The sequence below is a fragment of the Pseudomonas frederiksbergensis genome (assembly GCF_003732705.1).
GTDB lineage: Bacteria > Pseudomonadota > Gammaproteobacteria > Pseudomonadales > Pseudomonadaceae > Aquipseudomonas > Aquipseudomonas frederiksbergensis_F.
The window spans coordinates 1-20821 of the sequence record NZ_MOBR01000019.1 but is presented as its reverse complement, the minus strand read 5'-3'; the positions used below and the strand labels follow the sequence as shown (position 1 = coordinate 20821).

At 58.7% G+C, this 20821-nt stretch carries 27 protein-coding genes; 15 read left to right on the top strand and 12 right to left on the bottom strand.

The window, feature by feature from the left end:
• The first annotated feature begins 164 nt into the window (after window positions 1–164).
• The 5 genes from BK667_RS20520 to BK667_RS20500 are packed head-to-tail and all read left to right on the top strand — an operon-like array spanning window position 165 to window position 3934.
• Window positions 165–560, top strand: coding sequence for a FagA protein (locus BK667_RS20520; RefSeq protein WP_123516342.1), 396 nt, complete (start codon window positions 165–167; stop codon window positions 558–560).
• Entirely contained in the window at window positions 553–1929 is a 1377-nt protein-coding gene (locus tag BK667_RS20515) for a class II fumarate hydratase (RefSeq protein ID WP_123516340.1), read from the top strand. Before BK667_RS20520 ends, BK667_RS20515 begins: the two co-directional genes overlap by 8 nt.
• Before the next feature lie 27 nt (window positions 1930–1956).
• On the top strand, window positions 1957–2397 hold the full coding sequence (locus BK667_RS20510) for a DUF2753 family protein (protein WP_123598715.1): 441 nt from the start codon (window positions 1957–1959) through the stop codon (window positions 2395–2397).
• Between the two features lies 1 nt (window position 2398).
• On the top strand, window positions 2399–3010 hold the full coding sequence (locus BK667_RS20505; protein WP_123598714.1) for a superoxide dismutase: 612 nt from the start codon (window positions 2399–2401) through the stop codon (window positions 3008–3010).
• A 30-nt stretch (window positions 3011–3040) separates the two neighbouring features.
• Window positions 3041–3934 (top strand): ZIP family metal transporter, encoded by an 894-nt coding sequence (locus BK667_RS20500; protein ID WP_123516334.1) that lies wholly within the window; start codon window positions 3041–3043, stop codon window positions 3932–3934.
• A 72-nt stretch (window positions 3935–4006) separates the two neighbouring features.
• Here BK667_RS20500 and BK667_RS20495 read toward each other — a convergent pair whose 3' ends face one another.
• The 10 genes from BK667_RS20495 to BK667_RS20450 all read right to left on the bottom strand — a co-directional run bounded on the left by BK667_RS20495 (window position 4007) and on the right by BK667_RS20450 (window position 11081).
• Entirely contained in the window at window positions 4007–4282 is a 276-nt protein-coding gene (locus BK667_RS20495; RefSeq protein ID WP_123516332.1) for an HPr family phosphocarrier protein, read from the bottom strand.
• A 15-nt stretch (window positions 4283–4297) separates the two neighbouring features.
• On the bottom strand, window positions 4298–5155 hold the full coding sequence (rapZ, locus tag BK667_RS20490) for an RNase adapter RapZ (RefSeq protein WP_123516330.1): 858 nt from the start codon (window positions 5153–5155) through the stop codon (window positions 4298–4300).
• A 2-nt stretch (window positions 5156–5157) separates the two neighbouring features.
• Window positions 5158–5640, bottom strand: coding sequence for a PTS IIA-like nitrogen regulatory protein PtsN (gene ptsN, locus BK667_RS20485; protein WP_123516327.1), 483 nt, complete (start codon window positions 5638–5640; stop codon window positions 5158–5160).
• A 12-nt stretch (window positions 5641–5652) separates the two neighbouring features.
• A complete protein-coding gene (gene hpf, locus BK667_RS20480; protein ID WP_123516325.1) occupies window positions 5653–5961 on the bottom strand; it encodes a ribosome hibernation-promoting factor, HPF/YfiA family in 309 nt (102 codons plus the stop codon).
• A gap of 73 nt (window positions 5962–6034) precedes the next feature.
• A complete protein-coding gene (locus BK667_RS20475) occupies window positions 6035–7528 on the bottom strand; it encodes an RNA polymerase factor sigma-54 (RefSeq protein ID WP_054616129.1) in 1494 nt (497 codons plus the stop codon).
• Between the two features lie 184 nt (window positions 7529–7712).
• On the bottom strand, window positions 7713–8438 hold the full coding sequence (lptB, locus tag BK667_RS20470; RefSeq protein WP_054049904.1) for an LPS export ABC transporter ATP-binding protein: 726 nt from the start codon (window positions 8436–8438) through the stop codon (window positions 7713–7715).
• Entirely contained in the window at window positions 8438–9010 is a 573-nt protein-coding gene (lptA, locus tag BK667_RS20465; protein WP_123516323.1) for a lipopolysaccharide transport periplasmic protein LptA, read from the bottom strand. The genes lptB and lptA overlap by 1 nt, the downstream gene beginning before the upstream one ends.
• Window positions 8997–9569: an LPS export ABC transporter periplasmic protein LptC gene (gene lptC, locus BK667_RS20460; RefSeq protein ID WP_123516598.1), complete on the bottom strand. Its 573-nt coding sequence runs from the start codon at window positions 9567–9569 to the stop codon at window positions 8997–8999. Before lptC ends, lptA begins: the two co-directional genes overlap by 14 nt.
• Before the next feature lie 13 nt (window positions 9570–9582).
• Window positions 9583–10107 (bottom strand): KdsC family phosphatase, encoded by a 525-nt coding sequence (locus BK667_RS20455; RefSeq protein ID WP_123598713.1) that lies wholly within the window; start codon window positions 10105–10107, stop codon window positions 9583–9585.
• A complete protein-coding gene (locus tag BK667_RS20450; RefSeq protein ID WP_123598712.1) occupies window positions 10107–11081 on the bottom strand; it encodes a KpsF/GutQ family sugar-phosphate isomerase in 975 nt (324 codons plus the stop codon). Before BK667_RS20450 ends, BK667_RS20455 begins: the two co-directional genes overlap by 1 nt.
• Window positions 11082–11356: 275 nt before the next feature.
• Here BK667_RS20450 and BK667_RS20445 point away from each other — a divergent pair, with 275 nt between their 5' ends.
• The 10 genes from BK667_RS20445 (at window position 11357) to hisC (ending at window position 19306) form a co-directional block, all read left to right on the top strand.
• Window positions 11357–12166, top strand: a complete 810-nt coding sequence (locus tag BK667_RS20445; protein ID WP_123516317.1) for an ATP-binding cassette domain-containing protein — start codon at window positions 11357–11359, stop codon at window positions 12164–12166.
• Window positions 12166–12963 carry a lipid asymmetry maintenance ABC transporter permease subunit MlaE gene (gene mlaE, locus BK667_RS20440; protein WP_123405301.1) on the top strand — a complete coding sequence of 266 codons (798 nt, stop codon included), beginning with the start codon at window positions 12166–12168 and terminating at the stop codon, window positions 12961–12963. Before BK667_RS20445 ends, mlaE begins: the two co-directional genes overlap by 1 nt.
• Window positions 12963–13430, top strand: a complete 468-nt coding sequence (gene mlaD, locus BK667_RS20435) for an outer membrane lipid asymmetry maintenance protein MlaD (protein ID WP_054049893.1) — start codon at window positions 12963–12965, stop codon at window positions 13428–13430. Before mlaE ends, mlaD begins: the two co-directional genes overlap by 1 nt.
• A gap of 11 nt (window positions 13431–13441) precedes the next feature.
• The gene (locus tag BK667_RS20430) at window positions 13442–14095 is read left to right on the top strand and encodes an MlaC/ttg2D family ABC transporter substrate-binding protein (protein ID WP_123598711.1); all 654 of its coding nucleotides are present in this window, start codon (window positions 13442–13444) and stop codon (window positions 14093–14095) included.
• Window positions 14092–14397, top strand: a complete 306-nt coding sequence (locus BK667_RS20425; protein WP_123598710.1) for an STAS domain-containing protein — start codon at window positions 14092–14094, stop codon at window positions 14395–14397. Before BK667_RS20430 ends, BK667_RS20425 begins: the two co-directional genes overlap by 4 nt.
• 115 nt (window positions 14398–14512) lie before the next feature.
• Window positions 14513–14752 carry a BolA family protein gene (locus tag BK667_RS20420; RefSeq protein ID WP_123598709.1) on the top strand — a complete coding sequence of 80 codons (240 nt, stop codon included), beginning with the start codon at window positions 14513–14515 and terminating at the stop codon, window positions 14750–14752.
• A gap of 22 nt (window positions 14753–14774) precedes the next feature.
• Window positions 14775–16040: a UDP-N-acetylglucosamine 1-carboxyvinyltransferase gene (murA, locus tag BK667_RS20415; RefSeq protein WP_092273236.1), complete on the top strand. Its 1266-nt coding sequence runs from the start codon at window positions 14775–14777 to the stop codon at window positions 16038–16040.
• 125 nt (window positions 16041–16165) lie between these two features.
• A complete protein-coding gene (gene hisG, locus BK667_RS20410; RefSeq protein ID WP_054049885.1) occupies window positions 16166–16801 on the top strand; it encodes an ATP phosphoribosyltransferase in 636 nt (211 codons plus the stop codon).
• 124 nt (window positions 16802–16925) lie between these two features.
• A complete protein-coding gene (hisD, locus tag BK667_RS20405; RefSeq protein WP_123598708.1) occupies window positions 16926–18251 on the top strand; it encodes a histidinol dehydrogenase in 1326 nt (441 codons plus the stop codon).
• A gap of 2 nt (window positions 18252–18253) precedes the next feature.
• Entirely contained in the window at window positions 18254–19306 is a 1053-nt protein-coding gene (hisC, locus tag BK667_RS20400; RefSeq protein WP_123598707.1) for a histidinol-phosphate transaminase, read from the top strand.
• Window positions 19307–19445: 139 nt separating this feature from the next.
• On the opposite strand, the gene BK667_RS20395 is transcribed toward hisC, so the two are convergent.
• Both BK667_RS20395 and BK667_RS20390 read right to left on the bottom strand, forming a co-directional pair.
• Window positions 19446–19832, bottom strand: a complete 387-nt coding sequence (locus BK667_RS20395; RefSeq protein ID WP_123598706.1) for a hypothetical protein — start codon at window positions 19830–19832, stop codon at window positions 19446–19448.
• 392 nt (window positions 19833–20224) lie between these two features.
• Window positions 20225–20632, bottom strand: a complete 408-nt coding sequence (locus BK667_RS20390; RefSeq protein WP_123598705.1) for a hypothetical protein — start codon at window positions 20630–20632, stop codon at window positions 20225–20227.
• Window positions 20633–20821 lie beyond the last annotated feature (189 nt).

The following is a 20821-nucleotide window of genomic DNA, read 5'->3' as shown; positions in this document are numbered from 1 at the left end:
TTTTTGTGGCTCTTGTAGGAGCAAAGCTTGCTCGCGATGGCGTCTCCGAGATTGTCATCGCGAGCAAGCTTTGCTCCTACAGAGGGTGTGGCAAATAATCCCGGGGTTGTTTTGGTTCTCATTATCATCTAATAATAAATCTCATTACCGAATGAGCCCGGATTATGAGTTCTGCCTTGCACGAGCAGCCTTACCTCGAAAGCTGGCGCTGGATGAGTCGCCAGATCCGTTGCGCGATGGATCCCGATGAGCCGCGGCTGATCGAACATTACCTGGCCGAAGGCCGGTATCTGGCCTGTTGCACGGCCACCTCGCCCTGGACCATCGCCGAAACTTCCTTCCGTTTGCTGCTCGACACCGCCGCCGATGTCGCGCTGCCGTGGCATTGGCGCAGCTACTGCCTCGACCAGGCCTGGCGCCCGTTGCGCGAACTGGAACGTCTCTCCCTATGTAAATGCCGGCTCAAACGCTGGCAGCGCTACACCTGGCAACTGGCGACCTGCGAGTTGCAGCCCTCGATTCCCCTCATAGAACTGGTGCAAGGATTTCCCGATGAGTAATACGCGTATCGAACGTGACAGCATGGGTGAGCTACGAGTCCCGGAAGCCGCCCTCTACGGCGCACAAACCCAACGTGCGGTGGATAACTTCCCGATCAGCGGCAAACCGATGCCGGTGCAGTTCATCCGCGCGTTGATCCTGGCCAAGGCTGCCGCCGCCCGGGCCAACGTCGAGCTCAAGCAGATCAGCGAATCTCAGGGCAAAGCCATCGTCGATGCGGCTCAAGGCTTGCTCGAAGGCGACTTCATGCAGCATTTTCCGGTGGACATCTTCCAGACCGGTTCCGGCACCAGCTCCAACATGAACGCCAACGAAGTGATCGCCACCCTGGCCAGCCGACTGCTGGGCGAGGCGGTGAACCCTAACGATCACGTCAATTGCGGCCAAAGCAGTAACGACATCATTCCGACCACCATCCACGTCAGTGCCGCGCTGGCCTTGCACGAACAGTTGCTGCCAGCGCTGGTGCATCTGGTGCAAGTGATCGAGCACAAGGCCGAGCAGGTGCATCACCACGTCAAAACCGGGCGCACGCACTTGATGGATGCCATGCCCGTGCGCATGAGCCAGGTGCTTAACGGCTGGGCGCAACAGCTCAAAGCCAACATCGGCCACCTGCAAGATTTGCTGCCGAGCCTGCAATCCCTGGCCCAGGGCGGCACGGCGGTGGGGACCGGGATTAATGCCCATCCGCAATTCGCGGCGTTGTTCAGTCAGCAACTGAGCAAATTGACCCAAGTGCAATTCCAGCCGGGCAAGGATCTGTTCGCGCTGATCGGTTCCCAGGACACGGCGGTCGCGGTGTCCGGTCAGCTCAAGGCCACTGCTGTGTCGCTGATGAAAATCGCCAACGACCTGCGCTGGATGAACTCCGGCCCATTGGCGGGTCTTGGCGAAATCGAACTCGAAGCCCTGCAGCCGGGCTCCTCGATCATGCCGGGCAAGGTCAACCCGGTGATCCCGGAAGCCACCGCAATGGTTGCTGCGCAGGTCATCGGCAACGACACGGTGATCACCATCGCCGGCCAGTCGGGCAACTTCGAACTGAACGTGATGCTGCCGATCATTGCCCAGAACCTGCTGAGCAGCATCGAATTGCTGGCCAACTCCAGCCGTCTGCTGGGTGACAAGGCCATCGCCAGCTTCAAGGTCAACGAGGCCCGGCTCAAGGAAGCGCTGTCGCGCAATCCGATTCTGGTCACCGCACTCAACCCGATCATCGGTTACCAAAAAGCCGCTGAAATCGCCAAGAAGGCGTATCAGCAGGGCCGTCCGGTGATTGATGTCGCCTTGGAACACACCGACTTGTCGCGCAGCCAACTGGAAGAGTTGCTCAATCCAGAAAAGCTCACTGCCGGCGGCGTGTAATCACCGCTACCGCTTTGGAGGCTCACCATGGAGCACTGGAAACGCACGATCGAAAGGGCCAATCGCCATTTCATGCAGGGCGAGTTCGTCGATGCCCGCGAGGCTTACTTGCAGGCACTGGCGTTGGCCCAGGTGTTGTTCGAGCGCTGGGCGGATGCCGACGAAGCGGTGGCCGCTTGCGTGATTTCCCATCACAACCTGGCGGACCTGCATTTGCGTCTGAACCAGCCGGAGGAGAGCGCCGAGTACCTGTGCGCGATCCATCAACGGTTGTTGCAGACCATGCAGGACCCGCGACTGGCCCCGGCCCTGCGCGAGGCCGCGCTACGCCAGAGCAGCAAGACCTATGTCGAACTACTGAATTTCATCAGCGAACACGGCGAATACCCGCGCACCCATCGTTTGCTGCACATGGATGCTGCGTCGCCCCGGCACCCGTCTGTCCCTCTTCAACATGGAGTCCATTGAAATGGCTTTTACCTTGCCTGCCTTGCCGTACGCCTACGACGCCCTGGAACCGCATATCGATGCGCAGACCATGGAAATCCACTACACCAAGCACCACCAGACTTACATCAACAACCTCAATGCAGCGGTTGAAGGCACCGAGTTTGCCGACTGGTCGGTGGAAAAACTGGTGGCCAGCGTTCAGCAACTGCCAGAAAAACTGCGCGCCGCGGTGATCAATCAGGGCGGCGGCCATGCCAACCATTCGCTGTTTTGGGAAGTCATGGCGCCCAACGCCGGTGGTCAACCTCACGGCGCGTTGGCCACGGCCATCGATGAGCAACTGGGCGGTCTCGACAGTTTCAAGGACGCCTTTACCAAAGCCGCGCTGACTCGCTTCGGCAGTGGTTGGGCGTGGTTGAGCGTCACGCCGCAAAAGACCCTGATCGTGGAAAGCAGTGGTAATCAGGACAGCCCGTTGATGAATGGCAACACGCCGATCCTTGGCCTGGACGTCTGGGAGCACGCTTATTACCTGCGTTATCAGAACCGTCGCCCGGAATACATCAATGCGTTCTACAACGTGATCAATTGGCCCGAAGTCGCGGCGCGCTATCAGGCTGCGCTGGTTTAAGTCCTCTATAAAAACAATCCAAGGCTGACTATGGGCACTGAAACACTGGCGATCGGCAGCGGACGAATGTTTCGTTACGCGTTGGGATCGCTGTTACTGCTGGCGGGAATGACGTTGTTGGTCGCCCAGGGATTGGCATGGCTGGACCTGGAGCCGAAACTGCTGCGCGCCCTGCAAGGTGGGGCGATCTGCGCCTTGGGCACCGCGCTCGGGGCGGTGCCGGTCCTGGTGATTCGGCGCATGCCCCAGGCGCTCAGCGATACCCTGCTCGGTTTCGGTGCCGGGGTGATGCTTGCGGCGACGGCGTTTTCGCTGATCGTCCCGGGCATCTCTGCGGCCGAAAGCCTGGGGCTGACGCCTTGGGCGGCCAGCGGTCTGATCAGCTTCGGCATCATGCTCGGTGCTTTCGGGCTATTTCTGGTGGACCGCAAAGTCTCCGGGGCAAGTCCGCAAATGCTCGTCGGCACGTTGGAACGGCCGGTGATTCCGCCGCGGATCTGGCTGTTTGTGTTCGCGATCATTGCCCACAACATTCCGGAAGGCATGGCGGTCGGGGTTTCGGCCGGCGGCGGCATGCCGGACGCTGACAGTCTGGCCATGGGCATCGCTTTGCAGGATGTGCCCGAAGGGCTGGTGATTGCGTTGGTGTTGGCCGGAGCGGGGATGTCGCGGGTCAAGGCGTTCCTGATCGGTGCCGCATCAGGGCTGGTGGAGCCGGTGTTCGCGCTGTTGTGTGCGTGGCTGGTGAGTCTGGCGGAGTTGCTATTGCCGTTGGGTCTGGCGCTGGCGGCCGGGGCGATGCTGCTGGTGGTGACCCATGAAGTTATCCCGGAGTCGCGGCGCAATGGTCACGACAAACTGGCCAGCCTTGGGTTGTTAATGGGTTTTTGTTTGATGATGGTGATGGATACGGCGTTGGCGTAAAAAGGATCGCAGCCTTCGGCAGCTCCTACAGAATCGGCGTAGGAGCTGCCGAAGGCTGCGATCTTTTGATTTTTAGCCGCCTTCGTCGAAGAAGTTATTGATCAGATTCACCAGTGCATCCAGCGCTTCTTTCTCTTGGTGCCCTTCGGTGCTCAGGTAGATTTTTGTACCCTTGCCCGCTGCGAGCATCATCATCGACATGATGCTTTTGCCATCCACCGTGGATTCGGGTGTGCGCCCCACTCTGATCGAGCAATCAGGATACTGGCCTGCCACTCCAACGAACTTCGCAGAAGCGCGGGCATGCAGACCCAGCTTGTTGATGATTTCAATTTCCCGAGCAGGCATCGCGTAGTGAATCCTTTAGCTGAGGTCGCGGTGGCGGACCTGGACGTTCTTCAGGGATTGTTGCAGCGCCTGGCCCAGACGTTCGGTCAGGTAGACGGAGCGGTGGTGACCGCCAGTGCAGCCAATGGCAATGGTGACGTAGGCGCGGTTGCTGGCGGCAAACCGCGGCAGCCACTTGAACAGATAGTTGTAGATATCCTGGAACATTTCTTCGACGTCCGGCTGTGCCGCCAGGTACTCGGCCACCGGTTGATCAAGCCCGGACTGGGCTCGCAGCTCCGGTTTCCAGTAAGGATTGGGCAGGCAGCGCACGTCGAACACCACGTCGGCATCCACCGGCATGCCACGCTTGAACCCGAAAGACTCCACCAGGAACGCAGTGCCGGGCTCGGGCTGGTTCAGCAGGCGCAGCTTGATGGTGTCGCGCAGTTGGTACAGGTTCAGGTTGGTGGTGTTGACCTTGAGGTCGGCCAGGTCGGCGATCGGCCCCAGCAGTTGGGTTTCGTCTTCGATCGCCTCGGCCAGTGAGCGATTGGCATTGCTCAGGGGGTGGCGGCGGCGGGTTTCCGAGAAACGCTTGAGCAGGGTTTCTTCATCGGCGTCCAGATACAGCACATCGCACTGAATGTGCCGACTGCGAACTTCTTCAAGTAACTCGGGAAACCGCGAGAGGTGGCTGGGCAGGTTGCGGGCGTCGATGGAAACGGCGACCAGCGGTTGTGCCAGCTCGGTATGAATCAGGGCGCGTTCGGCCAGCTCCGGCAACAAGCCAGCAGGCAGGTTGTCGATGCAGTAGTAGCCGTTGTCCTCAAGGACATCGAGCGCGGTACTTTTACCTGAGCCGGAACGGCCACTGACGATGATCAAGCGCATGATTAGTGACCGTGTTTTTCGCTGCCGTGGCCTTGCTCGTCCACGACAACCTGATACAAGGCTTCGTTGCTCGAGGCATGACGCAGTTTTTCGCGCACTTCCTTGCGATCAAGCATGCTGGCGATCTGGCGCAGCAGTTCCAGGTGTGCATCCGTGGCGGCTTGCGGGACGAGCAGAACAAACAGCAAGTCAACCGGGGCGCCATCGATAGCGTCGAAATCGATAGGTGCATCAAGGTGCATCAGGGCGCTGATAGGGGAGTTGCAACCCTTGAGACGACAATGGGGGATAGCGATGCCGTTGCCAAAACCGGTGGAACCGAGTTTTTCACGGGCAATCAGAGCCTCGAAGACATCTTGCATCTCCAGATCCGGCACTTCCCGGGCGATCAGGTTGGCAATTTGCTCGAGGGCTTTCTTTTTACTGCCGCCCGGCACGTTCACGAGGGAACGGCCGGGGGTCAGGATGTTTTCAAGTCGGATCATGGGTTGGGGATGTTAACGACCGGTCGCGCCCTGGAGGAGGCTCTGGGTCTTTTCCTTATGCTTTTTGAGTTGTTTATCCAGCTTGTCGGTTAGTAAGTCGATCGCCGCGTACATATCGGTATGTTCCGCGTTGGCGACCACTTCACTGCCGGGAATATGCAGGGTGGCTTCGATTTTCTGCTTGAGTTTTTCGACGCACATCGTGACTTGCACGTTGGTGATCTTGTCGAAATGCCTCTCTAATCGTTCGAGTTTTTCGCCGATGTAGGAGCGAAGAGGTTCGGTCACTTCCAGTTGGTGTCCACTGATGTTGACTTGCATACAGCTTCTCCTTCGTTGCCAGTGCATAAAGCGGTAGATCAGATGATCTACCACTGGAACGCTGTGCTGTGGCTTACATCAACCGCTTGCGTTCGCTCGAAGGCGCGATCCCGAGGGACTCGCGGTACTTGGCGACGGTGCGGCGAGCCACCTGAATGCCTTGTGCCTCCAGTAAACCAGCGATCTTGCTGTCACTCAACGGCTTTTTCTGATTTTCCGCGGCAACCAGTTTTTTGATGATCGCGCGGATCGCTGTGGACGAGCATTCACCGCCTTCGGAGGTGCTGACATGGCTGGAGAAAAAGTATTTCAGCTCATATATGCCCCGTGGGGTATGCATGAACTTCTGGGTGGTTACCCGTGAAATCGTCGATTCGTGCATGCCGACTGCTTCAGCGATGTCATGCAGGACCAGCGGTTTCATGGCTTCGTCGCCATATTCCAGAAAGCCGCGCTGGTGCTCGACGATCTGGGTGGCCACTTTCATCAGGGTTTCGTTGCGGCTTTGCAGGCTCTTGATGAACCAGCGGGCTTCCTGCAACTGGTTACGCATGAAGGTGTTGTCGGCACTGGTGTCGGCGCGGCGCACGAAACCGGCGTACTGGGCGTTGACCCGCAGCCGGGGCACCGACTCCTGGTTCAATTCCACCAGCCAGCGCTCGTTATCCTTGCGCACGATCACATCGGGAACGACGTACTCGGCTTCGCTGGACTCGATCTGCGAGCCCGGACGCGGGTTCAGGCTCTGGACCAGTTCGATGACCTGGCGCAGCTCATCTTCCTTGAGCTTCATGCGACGCATCAACTGGCTGTAGTCGCGGCTGCCGAGCAGGTCGATGTAATCGGTGACCAGACGCTTGGCCTCGGCCAGCCAAGGCGTCTTGGCGGCGAGCTGGCGCAATTGCAGCAACAGGCATTCGCCCAGGTTGCGCGCACCGATGCCGGCCGGTTCGAATTGCTGGATGCGGTGCAGGACGGCTTCGATTTCGTCCAGTTCGATGTCCAGTTCCGGATCGAAGGCTTCGAGGATTTCCTCGAGGGTTTCGTCCAGGTAACCCTGATTGTTGATGCAGTCGATCAGGGTCACGGCGATCAGGCGATCGGTGTCGGACATCGGTGCCAGATTCAGTTGCCAGAGCAGGTGGCTTTGCAGGCTTTCGCCGGCCGATGTACGGGTGGTGAAATCCCACTCGTCGTCATCGTTGCTCGGCAGACTGCTGGCGCTGGTTTGGTAGACGTCTTCCCACGCGGTATCGACGGGCAGCTCGTTGGGAATGCGCTCGTTCCAGTCGCCTTCCTCGAGGTTATCCACCGTCGGGGCGGTTTCCTGGTAGGAGGGTTCCGAAACATCGGCGTTGGGTTGCTGTTCGGCTTTGTCGGCCAAGGGGTCTGCATTATCGAAGTCGTCGCCTTCTTCCTGGCGTTCGAGCATCGGATTGGACTCCAGGGCCTCCTGGATTTCCTGTTGCAGGTCCAGGGTCGACAATTGGAGCAGGCGGATGGCCTGTTGCAGCTGAGGTGTCATCGTCAGCTGCTGGCCCATTCTCAAGACTAGCGATGGTTTCATGGCAGGGGCTTAACACCTTATTCGCCGGCGCGCATGCGCCATCCACTACAGGGCGCCGGAGCGCCAAACTTAAGCAAATTATATGCCCGAAACCGCAGCGTTTGCCTAGAGCGCTGTAACAATAAAAAAATGTTGATTTTTTATCGATACAAGCGCGTGGACAACCAGCCAGACACCTCAATGCTTAAAGGCGGAACTCGTGGCCCAGATACACTTCCTTGACCAGTTCGTTGGCCAGGATGGTGGCAGAGTCACCTTCGGCGATCAGTTGGCCATCGTTGACGATGTAGGCGGTTTCGCAGATATCCAGGGTTTCACGGACGTTGTGGTCGGTGATCAACACGCCAATGCCCTTGGCCTTGAGGTGATGGATGATCTGCTTGATGTCACCTACCGAAATCGGGTCCACACCGGCGAAAGGTTCGTCGAGCAGGATGAATTTCGGGTTGGTGGCCAGTGCGCGGGCGATTTCCACCCGGCGGCGTTCACCACCGGACAGGCTCATGCCCAGGTTGTCGCGGATATGGCTGATGTGGAATTCCTGCAGCAGGCTTTCCAGTTCCTTGCGACGACCGGCCTTATCGAGTTCCTTGCGGGTCTCGAGGATAGCCATGATGTTGTCGGCTACCGACAGTTTGCGGAAGATCGACGCTTCTTGCGGAAGATAGCCAATACCGGCCTTTGCACGACCGTGCATAGGCTGGTGGCTGACGTCCAGGTCGTCGATCAATACGCGACCCTGATCGGCCTGCACCAGGCCGACGATCATGTAGAAGCAGGTGGTCTTGCCGGCGCCGTTCGGGCCCAGCAGGCCGACGATCTGACCGCTGTCGATGGACAGGCTGACGTCACGCACGACCTGGCGGCTCTTGTAGCTCTTGGCCAGATGCTGAGCTTTCAGAGTTGCCATTACTTGGCCTTTTTCGGGTCGGTGTTCGGAGTCGTCGGCGCGGCGGCTTTCGGCTTCGGCTGGATCACCATGTCGATGCGTGGACGCGCTTCGGTAACCTTGTTGCCTGTGGCACGACCGGCGCTGGCCAGTTTCTTCACCGTGTCGTAGACGATTTTCTCGCCCTGGGTGGTGTTGTTGTCCTTGTCGACAACTTTGGCCTTGTCGATCAGCACGACGCGGTTCTGCGCTGCGTGGTACTGAATGGTGACGCCCCAGCCCTGAACAGGCTTGGTGTCGCCAGCGGTCTGCAGTTGCTCGAAGTAGGCAAGGTTGCCCACCGAGGTCACCACGTCGATGTCACCGGTCGGGGTGCGGGTGATGGTCACGGTGTTGCCGGTGACCTTCATCGATCCCTGGGTAATGATCACGTCACCTTTATAGGTGGCAACGCCATTCTTGTCGTCCAGTTGGGCATCGTCGGCCTGAATGCGGATAGGCTGCTCTTGATCGTTCGGCAGAGCCCAGGCGCTCACGCTTCCCAGTGCTGCGCCCAGACTGAGCAAAATAGGGAGAGTTTTAACGAGCCTCATACTGTCCTCTTACGTTCGATAGCAGGTGTATCCTGCTTTCTTTCAAATACGCTTTCATTCCGTTGCCAGTCGACACACCGCCAGCGCCGTCGATTCTAACGGGTTGATCGGTCTGCGCATATTGCTGCTGCGGGAACACTGTCATGCGGGTGCTGGTAACAATCAATTCACGGTTATGTTCATCGGTGCGTGCGATACGCACCGAGTCGATCAGCTCTACCTGAGTACCGTCGGCGTTGACTTCGCCGCGCAAGCTAGTGACATGCCACGGGAACTCGGTGCCGCGGTACATGTTCAAGTCGGGGTTGGTCAGCAGCGACACGTCGGTGGCCTTGAGGTGCTCGACCTTGTCGGATGTCAGGTCGTATTGCAGGCCGCCGTCGGGCAGGTACTGAACGCTGTGGGCGTTGAGCGCGTAATAGTCGATCGCGCTTTCATCGACCGCGACAACCGGCTTGTCGAGGAAGCGTTCCGGGCTGATGTTCCAATAGCCGACCGCCGCGAATATCGCCGCGATGCAACCGAACAGCATGAATCTGCGAAATTTCTTGCTCAGAATAAACATAAATGGCTCACAAGTACGCGGCGTTGGCCGCATCTAGGCGGCCCTGGGCGCGCAGGATCAGTTCGCAGAATTCGCGGGCGGCACCTTCGCCGCCACGGGCCTGGGTGACACCGTGGGCGTGTTCGCGCACGAAACTGGCGGCATTGGCCACCGCCATGCCCAGGCCGACACGGCGAATCACCGGCAGGTCCGGCAGATCGTCACCGAGGTAGGCAACCTGTTCATAGCTTAGGTTGAGTTGGCCAAGAAGCTCATCCAGTACAACGAGTTTGTCTTCGCGACCCTGGTACAGGTGAGGAATGCCGAGGTTTTTCGCTCGACGCTCGACCACCGGGGTTTTTCGGCCGCTGATGATAGCCGTCTGCACGCCCGCTGCCATCAACATCTTGATGCCCTGGCCGTCGAGGGTGCTGAAAGTCTTGAATTCACTGCCGTCTTCGAGGAAGTACAGGCGCCCGTCGGTGAGGACGCCGTCGACGTCGAACACCGCCAGTTTGATGCGATTACCGCGTTGCAGCAGATCGGTGCTCATTACATTACTCCTGCACGCAGCAGGTCGGACAGGTTGAAAGCGCCAACTGGGCGGTCGTCCTTGTCGACTACTACCAATGCGTTGATTCGATGGTCTTCCATGATTTTCAGGGCTTCGGCTGCCAGCATATCGGCCCGGGCGGTCTTGCCATGAACAGTCATGACCTCATCGATGGTCGTATGGTGGATATCGATGGTCCGGTCGAGGGTGCGGCGCAAGTCGCCGTCAGTGAAGATCCCGGCCAGTTTGCCGTCGGCCTCTACAATCGCGGTCATGCCCAGGCCCTTGCGGGTCATTTCCATCAAGGCGTCCTTGAGCAGCGTGCCCCGTTGCACCTGGGGCAATTCTGCGCCGGCGTGCATGACGGTTTCCACTTTCAGCAGCAGGCGTCGGCCAAGTGCGCCGCCCGGGTGGGAAAACGCGAAGTCTTCAGCGGTAAAGCCGCGTGCTTCCAGCAGCGCAACGGCCAGGGCATCGCCCATGACCAGCGCGGCGGTGGTGGAGGAAGTCGGCGCCAGGTTCAGCGGGCAGGCTTCGTGTTCCACGTGAACGTTGAGGTTGATCTCGGCAGCCTTGGCCAGCGGCGAATCGGGGTTGCCGGTCATGCTGATCAACTGGATGCCCTGGCGCTTGATCAGCGGCAGCAGGGTGATGATTTCATTGGTGGAGCCGGAGTTCGACAGCGCCAGGATGATGTCGTCGCGGGTGATCATGCCCATGTCGCCGTGGCTGGCTTCGGCCGGGTGAACGAAAAAAGCCGTGGTGCCGGTGCTGGCCAGGGTGGCGGCAATCTTGTTGCCGATATGTCCGGACTTGCCCATGCCGAGCACGACCACACGGCCTTTGCTGGCCAGAATCATCTCGCAAGCGCGTACAAAATCCGCGTCGATATGGGGCAGCAAGCCTTTAACGGCTTCCAGTTCGAGGCGGATGGTGCGTTGTGCCGATTGAATCAGCTCGCTGGATTGGCTCATGTCAGAATCGTATAGCCCGATGAAAAGGCGGCGATTATAGCGGTAATGATCGAAACCCTCACGCTAGTTCGTCGTGCTTTGTAAATCCCTGCTACCGAAACCCGCCAAATCCGTGTTTTTGCCTGTCCTGTTGCTGAACATGCGCCGGCTTGGGCCTTGGGCGCTTGCCCTATGCAGTGATATAGTTCGCCGCCAGTTCGGCCTGCCCGGGGAGGTATGTGCTTTCGTCAGATAGCCAGGCGTCCGAGTGAGAGGCTGCATCGCAAGGAGTTTAGATGAGTGCCGATAACGCCTACGCGGTCGAGCTGAAGGGACTGACCTTCAAGCGCGGTACGCGCAGCATTTTCAATAACGTCGATATCCGCATCCCGCGCGGCAAGGTCACCGGCATCATGGGGCCTTCCGGGTGTGGCAAGACCACGCTGTTACGGCTGATGGGTGCACAGTTGCGACCTACCAGCGGCGAAGTCTGGGTTAACGGTCAAAATTTGCCCAAATTGTCACGCAGCGACCTGTTCGATGCGCGCAAACACATGGGTGTGCTGTTTCAGAGCGGTGCATTGTTTACCGATCTCGATGTGTTCGAGAACGTCGCCTTCCCGCTGCGCGTTCATACCGAGCTGCCGGAAGAAATGATCCGTGACATCGTCCTGCTCAAATTGCAGGCCGTGGGTTTGCGCGGCGCCATCGACCTGATGCCTGACGAATTGTCCGGCGGCATGAAGCGTCGCGTCGCGCTGGCCCGGGCGATTGCCCTTGATCCGCAGATCCTTATGTATGACGAGCCCTTCGTGGGGCAGGACCCGATCGCCATGGGCGTGCTGGTGCGCCTGATCCGCCTGCTCAACGACGCGCTGGGCATCACCAGCATCGTGGTTTCCCACGATCTGGCGGAGACCGCGAGCATTGCTGACTACATCTATGTGGTGGGCGAGGGTCAAGTGTTGGGGCAGGGCACGCCTGAGGAACTGATGAACTCGGACGAGCCGCGTATCCGTCAATTCATGACAGGCGAACCCGATGGCCCGGTCGCCTATCACTTTCCAGCGACGGATTACCGCGCAGATCTTCTGGGGAAGCGCTGATGCGCAAGATTTCACTAATAGAAAGAGTGCGCCGGTTCGGCCAGGCGGCAATCGATGCCGTCGGGGTGTTCGGGCGTGCGGCGATTTTCCTGTTCCACGCGTTGCTGGGTCGCGGCGGTATTGGCGGTGGTTTCGGTTTACTGATCAAACAACTGCATTCGATCGGCGTGATGTCCCTGGTGATCATCGTGGTCTCCGGGGTGTTCATCGGCATGGTGTTGGCGCTGCAAGGCTTCAATATCCTGTCCAGCTACGGTTCGGAGCAAGCCGTCGGGCAGATGGTTGCCTTGACGTTGCTGCGTGAGCTGGGGCCGGTGGTCACGGCATTGCTGTTCGCCGGGCGTGCGGGTTCGGCCCTGACCGCCGAAATCGGCAACATGAAATCCACCGAGCAGTTGTCCAGTCTGGAAATGATTGGTGTCGACCCGCTCAAGTACATCGTTGCCCCGCGTCTGTGGGCCGGTTTCATTTCCCTGCCGGTGCTGGCAATGATTTTCAGCGTCGTCGGGATCTGGGGTGGTTCGTGGGTTGCAGTCGACTGGCTGGGCGTCTATGACGGCTCCTACTGGGCGAACATGCAAAACAGCGTGACGTTCAATGGCGATGTGCTCAACGGCATCATCAAAAGTATCGTTTTCGGGTTCGTCGTGACCTGGATTGCCGTATTCCAAGGCTATGACTGCGAGCCCACTTCCGAGGGGATCAGTCGTGCCACAACCAAGACCGTGGTGTATGCCTCTTTGGCAGTGCTCGGCCTGGACTTTATTCTGACCGCCTTGATGTTTGGAGATTTCTGATGCAAAACCGCACCCTGGAAATCGGTGTCGGCCTTTTCTTGCTGGCTGGCATCCTGGCTTTGCTGTTGCTTGCACTGCGAGTCAGTGGCCTGTCCCCGACCGCAAACGCCGAAACGTATAAACTTTATGCGTACTTCGACAATATCGCCGGTTTGACTGTCAGAGCTAAAGTGACCATGGCCGGTGTGACCATCGGCAAGGTCACGGCGATCGATCTGGACCGCGACAGCTTCACCGGCCGGGTGACCATGCAACTGGAAAAGCGCGTAGATAATCTGCCGACTGACTCCACTGCATCTATCCTGACGGCTGGCCTGTTGGGCGAGAAGTACATCGGTATCAGCGTGGGCGGGGAACAAGCCTTGCTCAAGGATGGTGGAACCATCCATGACACCCAGTCATCGCTGGTGCTCGAGGACCTGATCGGTAAATTCCTGCTCAATACCGTTAGCAAAGACGCCAAATGAGGAGCTTTTGAATGATCTCTACCTTGCGACGTGGCCTGTTGGTATTACTCGCGGCCCTGCCGTTGATGGCTAACGCCGTGGCGGCGCCTTCGGCGCACGATCTGGTTCAGGACACCACGACCCGGATGCTCGCCGACTTGTCGGCCAATAAAGAGAAGTACAAGCAGGATCCCGCAGACTTTTACACGGCGCTGAACACCATCGTCGGGCCTGTGGTGGATGCCGAAGGTATTTCCAAAAGCATCATGACGGTCAAGTATTCGCGCAAAGCCACACCTGCGCAGATGCAAACCTTCCAGGAAAACTTCAAGAAAGGCCTGTTCCAGTTCTATGGCAACGCCTTGCTTGAGTACAACAACCAGGGCATCACCGTTGAACCTGCCAAGGACGAGTCGGGCGACCGCACCAGCGTTGGCATGACCGTCAAGGGCAGCAATGGCGCGGTTTATCCGGTTTCCTACACCCTTGAGAAGATCAATGGCGAGTGGAAACTGCGTAACGTGATCATCAACGGCATCAACATCGGCAAGCTGTTCCGCGATCAGTTCGCTGACGCGATGCAGCGCAATGGCAACGACCTGGACAAGACCATCAACGGTTGGGCCGGGGAAGTCGCCAAGGCCAAGGCCTCTACTGAGTCCGCCGACAAGAAGTCCGCCCAATGAGTGAGTCGGCCGTTCGCATGAGCGAAACCGGCGAGTTGCTGCTCAGTGGCGTGCTGGACTACCGCACCGGCCCGGACTTGCGCAAGCAAGGGCAGGCGCTGATCAAGTCCAGCAAGACTGCCGCCGTAGTGGTTGATTGTTCGGCGGTGGTGAAGTCCAGCAGTGTCGGCTTGTCGCTGCTGCTGTGCTTCATGCGCGATGCAGAGGCGGCCGGCAAGGCCGTCAGCATTCGCGCAATGCCCGAAGACATGCGCGAAATCGCTCAGGTCAGCGAACTGACCGAGCTGTTGGCGCACCCCTAAACGGCATCTATAAAGAAGCCCCCCGTCAGAGTCCTGTGAATGCGGGGTTCGCAGGCGCGGGGCTTTTTTGTATGATGTCCGACCCGCGCGCACAGGGCGCCGATTGAGGTTGAGCATGCAGGCCGTAGAAGTGAAGAGCTTCCTTGAAGAAAAGCTGCCCGGAACGCTGATAGAAGTTGAGGGCGAAGGCTGCAACTTTCAGCTGAACGTGATTAGCGATGAACTGGCGGCGTTGAGCCCGGTGAAGCGTCAGCAAAGCATCTATGCCCATTTGAACCCATGGATTGCCGATGGCAGCATCCACGCGGTCACTATGAAATTTTTCAGCAGCGCGGCCTGGGCCGAGCGCACCTGAGCCCAAGGGCGTCGAGATTCTAATGGATAAATTGATTATTACTGGCGGCGTTCGTCTTGATGGCGAAATCCGCATCTCCGGGGCAAAGAACTCTGCCCTGCCGATCCTGGCTGCAACCTTGCTGTGCGATGGCCCGGTCACTGTAGCCAACCTGCCGCACCTGCACGACATCACCACCATGATCGAGCTGTTCGGTCGCATGGGCATCGAGCCGGTGATCGACGAGAAGCTCAGCGTCGAAATCGACCCACGCACCATCAAGACCCTGATCGCGCCGTACGAACTGGTGAAAACCATGCGTGCCTCGATCCTCGTGCTGGGCCCGATGGTTGCCCGTTTCGGCGAAGCAGAAGTGGCACTGCCTGGCGGTTGCGCCATCGGTTCGCGTCCGGTTGACCTGCACATCCGTGGCCTCGAAGCCATGGGCGCGATCATCGACGTCGAAGGCGGCTACATCAAGGCCAAGGCGCCAGAAGGCGGTTTGCGCGGCGCGCACTTCTTCTTCGACACCGTCAGCGTGACCGGTACCGAAAACATCATGATGGCCGCTGCTTTGGCCAAGGGCCGCAGCGTACTGGCTAACGCCGCGCGCGAGCCTGAAGTCATCGACCTGGCGAACTTCCTGATCGCCATGGGCGCCAAGATCACCGGCGCCGGCACCGACACCATCACCATTGATGGCGTTGAGCGTCTGCACCCGGCCACCTATAAAGTGATGCCGGACCGTATCGAAACCGGCACCTACCTGGTGGCGGCTGCCGTGACCGGCGGTCGTGTGAAGGTCAAGGACACTGATCCGACCATCCTCGAAGCCGTTCTGGAAAAACTCCGTGAGTCGGGTGCCGAAATCACCTGCGGCGAAGACTGGATCGAGCTGAACATGCACGGCAAGCGGCCAAAAGCCGTCAACGTGCGGACCGCTCCGTACCCGGCGTTTCCGACCGACATGCAGGCGCAGTTCATCTCCCTCAACGCCATTGCCGAAGGCACCGGTGCTGTGATCGAGACGATCTTCGAAAACCGCTTCATGCACGTGTACGAACTGCACCGCATGGGTGCCAAGATCCAGGTCGAAGGCAACACTGCCATCGTGACCGGCACCGAGAAGCTCAAAGGCGCGCCAGTCATGGCCACCGACCTGCGTGCTTCGGCCAGCCTGGTGATTTCGGCGTTGATCGCCGAGGGCGACACCCTGATCGATCGCATCTACCACATCGACCGTGGTTACGAGTGCATCGAAGAGAAACTGCAGATGCTCGGCGCCAAGATCCGCCGCGTACCGGGCTAGTTCCGGCTGCATGGGCGCAGGGACGCGCCCGTTGAATTGTTCAGTCGAGCCGGTTTCCGGCTCGATGTGTGTCCGGCGCCGTTTGCGACCGGGCATGAGTACCTTGATAAGGACTGACGTTTCCCATGTTGACCATCGCACTGTCCAAGGGCCGCATCCTTGACGACACCCTGCCGCTTCTGGCTGAAGCGGGCATCGTGCCGACCGAGAATCCGGACAAGAGCCGCAAGCTGATCATCCCCACGACCCAGCCTGACGTACGTCTGCTGATCGTGCGCGCCACCGACGTGCCGACCTATGTCGAGCACGGTGCCGCGGACCTGGGCGTCGCCGGTAAAGATGTGCTGATGGAATACGGCGGCCAGGGGCTCTACGAGCCACTGGACCTGCGAATTGCCCTGTGCAAATTGATGACCGCCGGCAAGGTCGGCGCCATCGAGCCCAAGGGTCGTCTGCGCGTCGCCACCAAGTTCGTCAACGTTGCCAAGCGTTACTACGCCGAGCAGGGCCGTCAGGTCGACATCATCAAGCTTTACGGCTCGATGGAACTGGCGCCACTGATCGGTCTGGCGGACAAGATCATCGACGTGGTCGACACCGGCAACACGCTGCGGGCCAATGGTCTGGAGCCACAGGAATTCATCGCTGACATCAGCTCCCGGCTGATCGTCAACAAAGCTTCGATGAAAATGCAGCACGCCCGTATCCAGGCGTTGATCGACACCCTGCGCAAGGCAGTGGAGTCTCGACACCGCGGCTGATTCACCTGCGCGACGTTAAGTCGCGCCCGTCTATCCGCCTCATAGCCAGAATTCTCAGGTGCCCAAGCGGATCGAATGGTAGCTTCGGGCGCCTGAGTTTTTGCCAACCTATGAGGCTCTCGCTATGACCGCACCGACTGCAATTCGCCGACTCAACGCTGCTGACCCGGATTTCGCGCATCATCTGGATCATCTGCTGAGCTGGGAAAGTGTGTCTGACGACTCGGTCAATCAGCGGGTGCTGGACATCATCAAGGCTGTGCGTGAGCGTGGCGATGCGGCACTGGTGGAATTCACCCAGAAGTTCGATGGCCTGCAAGTCGCCTCCATGGCCGACCTGATTCTGCCCCGCGAGCGCCTGGAACTGGCCCTGACCCGCATCACCGTGCCTCAGCGCGAAGCGTTGGAAAAAGCCGCGGCCCGGGTGCGCAGCTACCACGAAAAACAGAAACAGGACTCCTGGAGCTACACCGAAGCCGACGGCACGGTGCTGGGCCAGAAGGTCACGCCGCTGGATCGCGCCGGCCTGTACGTGCCGGGCGGCAAGGCGTCGTACCCGTCGTCGGTGCTGATGAACGCGATTCCGGCCAAGGTGGCCGGCGTGACCGAAGTGGTCATGGTCGTGCCGACTCCGCGCGGAGAAATCAATGAACTGGTGCTGGCCGCCGCTTGCATCGCCGGCGTGGACCGGGTGTTCACCATCGGTGGCGCCCAAGCGGTTGCCGCGCTGGCCTACGGCACCGAAAGCGTGCCGAAGGTCGATAAAGTGGTCGGCCCGGGCAACATCTATGTCGCCACCGCCAAGCGTCACGTGTTTGGCCAGGTCGGCATCGACATGATTGCAGGTCCTTCCGAGATCCTCGTGGTGTGCGATGGCCAGACCGATCCGGACTGGATTGCCATGGACCTGTTCTCCCAGGCCGAGCACGACGAAGACGCCCAGGCGATCCTGGTCAGCCCGGACGCCGAGTTCCTCGACAAGGTTGCCGCCAGCATCAGCAAATTGCTGCCGACCATGGAGCGGGCCGAGATCATCGAAACCTCGATCAACGGCCGTGGCGCACTGATCAAAGTGCGCGACATGGAACAAGCCATCGAAGTGGCCAACCGCATCGCGCCGGAGCACCTGGAATTGTCGGTCGCCGATCCACAAGCCTGGTTGCCGCAGATCCGCCACGCCGGTGCGATCTTCATGGGCCGTCACACTTCCGAAGCCCTGGGTGATTACTGCGCCGGTCCGAACCACGTGTTGCCGACTTCCGGCACCGCGCGCTTCTCGTCGCCGCTGGGGGTGTATGACTTCCAGAAACGCTCGTCGATCATCTTCTGCTCTGAGCAGGGTGCTTCCGAACTGGGCAAGACCGCATCCGTGCTGGCCCGTGGTGAGTCCCTGACCGCCCACGCCCGCAGTGCCGAATACCGCATCGTTGACGATAAGAAGGTTGACTGATCATGAGTAAATTCTGGAGCCCGTTCGTCAAGGATCTGGTGCCTTACGTACCGGGTGAGCAGCCGAAACTGGCGAAACTGGTGAAGCTCAACACCAACGAAAACCCGTACGGCCCATCGCCAAAAGCCTTGGCCGCGATGCAGACCGAACTGAACGACAACCTGCGCCTGTATCCGGACCCGAACAGCGATCTGCTGAAAAACGCGGTGGCCACATACTACGGCGTGAAGGCCAATCAGGTGTTCCTCGGCAACGGTTCCGACGAAGTCCTGGCGCACATCTTTCACGGCTTGTTGCAGCACGACAATCCGGTGTTGTTCCCGGATATCAGCTACAGCTTCTACCCGGTGTACTGCGGGTTGTACGGCATTGCCTTCGACGCCGTGCCGCTGGACGCTCAGTTCCAGATCAACCCGGCGGACTACGCCAAGCCCAACGGCGGGATCATTTTCCCGAACCCGAACGCGCCGACCGGTTGCCTGTTGGCGTTGGACGCCGTTGAGCAAATCCTCAAGGGCAGTCCGGATTCGGTGGTAGTAGTCGATGAAGCCTATATCGACTTCGGCGGCGAAACCGCGATCAGCCTGGTAGACCGTTATCCGAACCTGCTGGTGACCCAGACCCTGTCCAAATCCCGTTCTCTGGCGGGGCTGCGGGTCGGCCTGGCGGTGGGGCACCCGGACCTGATCGAGGCCCTGGAGCGGATTAAGAACAGCTTCAACTCCTACCCGCTGGATCGCCTGGCGAATGTCGGGGCTGCGGCGGCGTTCGAAGATCGCGAGTACTTCGACAAGACCTGCCGATTGGTCATCGATAATCGCGAGAAAGTTGTCGCGCAACTGCAAGGGAAGGGCTTTGAAGTGCTGCCATCGGCGGCCAATTTCATCTTCGCGCGGCACCCGCAGCACGATGCGGCTGGTTTGGCGGCGAAGTTGCGTGAGCAAGGGGTGATCGTTCGGCACTTCAAGCAGGCGCGGATTGCCCAGTTCCTGCGGATCTCCATCGGCACGCCGGAGCAGAACCAGGCGTTGATCGACGGCCTCGGCGACCTCTAAACCAACACTAAACCTGTGGGAGCGAGCCTGCTCGCGATAGCGGTTTAACACTCAACGATGATGTTGAGTGTTGCGACCTCATCGTGAGCAGGCTCTCTCCCTCATTGTTTGATCATCATCAAACTGTGTTTTCAAGAGTTCAAGGTCTGATCAAATCAAACTCGCCCGTTGCCCTGCTGCCATCGTTGAAATCGAAACTGAATGACCCTTTGGCGTAAGTCATAGTTGCGTCGGTTTCGATAACCATCGAACCACCGGAGGCGAATCTTAATTCGCCCTCGGAGGTTGTAAACTGCCATTGCAACTGCGGCCAATTATCGGGGTAGTAGTGGACTAGATGCGTTCCGTTCCCCAGCGTTGCCGAGAAGCCGAACGCAACGCCAGCACGACTGTCGCCTCCTACTCCTCCTGCAATCATGTACCCTCCAGGTCCATAGATAAATGCGGGGTCTGCGGCTCGATACTCTTCCTGCTCGCCTACCATTCTGAACGTTAAGAGAAAAGCTTTGGTTTCTGAATCTCTCATGACTGGCTCCTGCACGCATTAATTGACGGTGTGGAAAGTCAGACTAGGATTTTTTCTGATTGAACGTAACTGTCATAAATAACAGGTAGTTAGACCAAAATTGCATGATTGCTCGGTCGTAGAAGGGGTAGTGGCGATAAGGGTCGTTACGATTCCTTCAATGGTCTTCGCAGAAATGCACCTCGGGGGGACGCTCTGCTTCCAAGTGGAACGCAGAGCGTGGGAACGATCAGGCGGGCTGCTTACTCTTCTTCTTTGACCGGCGCCGGCGGCGGTCGCAAGTCAATCTCTGCGCTCAGCTTCAATTCCTCTGATAGCGCCCCAGGGCGGGGCGCGATCAAAACACCAGCTTGAACGGCCAGTTTTCCAAGACTGTTTATCAATAAAGTTTATCAACGCTTGGTGAAATTGAAGTTTCCCTTCAGTTCTTTGCCGTCATCGAGTGCGAAGGTAAAGTCCCCAGAGTACTGCTTGAGGGGGCTATTGATTGTGATATTAAGAGTCCCGGTTTCTGCGTCTCTTGTAAGTCCGTTCAGCCGAAACTGCCAAACGATGCGATACATCGGGGAGCCCTTGTTATAAGTGAATTTGTTTAGACCCTCCTCGGCATGTTCAGGATAGCTAAGCACGACGAAGGAATCGTTTGAATCATCCTTGTTTCCGACTATCCAGTGGTTGCCGTGATAAATACCGGTGGCCTCGAATTTCTCTTCGTCTGGTACTTGAGCACTCAACGTACCTGTCGCAGGCACGGCATTTTCTAAATCGTTAGGGTTGATACGGAGGGGGGTGTCGGACATGAGAAGTTCCTCTAATAGAAAGTGGGTTAGTGCCCACTTACGTTAGATAGAGGTTTCTAAAGGTTCTACTGTCAGAAATAACAGTAGGTAAGGCTGTTTTGGAATAAACGGAGGGAGTTCTAATACCTGTAGGAGCGAGGCTTGCCCGCGAAGGCGGTCGGTCAGTCGACATCATCGCTGACTGACCTG

Excerpts from the sequence above, each read along its gene's own strand:
- BK667_RS20520 (WP_123516342.1), top strand. The coding sequence starts at position 165 with ATGAGTTCTGCCTTGCACGAGCAGCCTTACCTCGAAAGCTGGCGCTGG.
- BK667_RS20515 (WP_123516340.1), top strand. The coding sequence starts at position 553 with ATGAGTAATACGCGTATCGAACGTGACAGCATGGGTGAGCTACGAGTC.
- BK667_RS20510 (WP_123598715.1), top strand. The coding sequence starts at position 1,957 with ATGGAGCACTGGAAACGCACGATCGAAAGGGCCAATCGCCATTTCATG.
- BK667_RS20505 (WP_123598714.1), top strand. The coding sequence starts at position 2,399 with ATGGCTTTTACCTTGCCTGCCTTGCCGTACGCCTACGACGCCCTGGAA.
- BK667_RS20500 (WP_123516334.1), top strand. The coding sequence starts at position 3,041 with ATGGGCACTGAAACACTGGCGATCGGCAGCGGACGAATGTTTCGTTAC.
- BK667_RS20495 (WP_123516332.1), bottom strand. The coding sequence starts at position 4,282 with ATGCCTGCTCGGGAAATTGAAATCATCAACAAGCTGGGTCTGCATGCC.
- rapZ (WP_123516330.1), bottom strand. The coding sequence starts at position 5,155 with ATGCGCTTGATCATCGTCAGTGGCCGTTCCGGCTCAGGTAAAAGTACC.
- ptsN (WP_123516327.1), bottom strand. The coding sequence starts at position 5,640 with ATGATCCGACTTGAAAACATCCTGACCCCCGGCCGTTCCCTCGTGAAC.
- hpf (WP_123516325.1), bottom strand. The coding sequence starts at position 5,961 with ATGCAAGTCAACATCAGTGGACACCAACTGGAAGTGACCGAACCTCTT.
- BK667_RS20475 (WP_054616129.1), bottom strand. The coding sequence starts at position 7,528 with ATGAAACCATCGCTAGTCTTGAGAATGGGCCAGCAGCTGACGATGACA.
- lptB (WP_054049904.1), bottom strand. The coding sequence starts at position 8,438 with ATGGCAACTCTGAAAGCTCAGCATCTGGCCAAGAGCTACAAGAGCCGC.
- lptA (WP_123516323.1), bottom strand. The coding sequence starts at position 9,010 with ATGAGGCTCGTTAAAACTCTCCCTATTTTGCTCAGTCTGGGCGCAGCA.
- BK667_RS20455 (WP_123598713.1), bottom strand. The coding sequence starts at position 10,107 with ATGAGCACCGATCTGCTGCAACGCGGTAATCGCATCAAACTGGCGGTG.
- BK667_RS20450 (WP_123598712.1), bottom strand. The coding sequence starts at position 11,081 with ATGAGCCAATCCAGCGAGCTGATTCAATCGGCACAACGCACCATCCGC.
- BK667_RS20445 (WP_123516317.1), top strand. The coding sequence starts at position 11,357 with ATGAGTGCCGATAACGCCTACGCGGTCGAGCTGAAGGGACTGACCTTC.
- mlaE (WP_123405301.1), top strand. The coding sequence starts at position 12,166 with ATGCGCAAGATTTCACTAATAGAAAGAGTGCGCCGGTTCGGCCAGGCG.
- mlaD (WP_054049893.1), top strand. The coding sequence starts at position 12,963 with ATGCAAAACCGCACCCTGGAAATCGGTGTCGGCCTTTTCTTGCTGGCT.
- BK667_RS20430 (WP_123598711.1), top strand. The coding sequence starts at position 13,442 with ATGATCTCTACCTTGCGACGTGGCCTGTTGGTATTACTCGCGGCCCTG.
- BK667_RS20425 (WP_123598710.1), top strand. The coding sequence starts at position 14,092 with ATGAGTGAGTCGGCCGTTCGCATGAGCGAAACCGGCGAGTTGCTGCTC.
- BK667_RS20420 (WP_123598709.1), top strand. The coding sequence starts at position 14,513 with ATGCAGGCCGTAGAAGTGAAGAGCTTCCTTGAAGAAAAGCTGCCCGGA.
- murA (WP_092273236.1), top strand. The coding sequence starts at position 14,775 with ATGGATAAATTGATTATTACTGGCGGCGTTCGTCTTGATGGCGAAATC.
- hisG (WP_054049885.1), top strand. The coding sequence starts at position 16,166 with ATGTTGACCATCGCACTGTCCAAGGGCCGCATCCTTGACGACACCCTG.
- hisD (WP_123598708.1), top strand. The coding sequence starts at position 16,926 with ATGACCGCACCGACTGCAATTCGCCGACTCAACGCTGCTGACCCGGAT.
- hisC (WP_123598707.1), top strand. The coding sequence starts at position 18,254 with ATGAGTAAATTCTGGAGCCCGTTCGTCAAGGATCTGGTGCCTTACGTA.
- BK667_RS20395 (WP_123598706.1), bottom strand. The coding sequence starts at position 19,832 with ATGAGAGATTCAGAAACCAAAGCTTTTCTCTTAACGTTCAGAATGGTA.
- BK667_RS20390 (WP_123598705.1), bottom strand. The coding sequence starts at position 20,632 with ATGTCCGACACCCCCCTCCGTATCAACCCTAACGATTTAGAAAATGCC.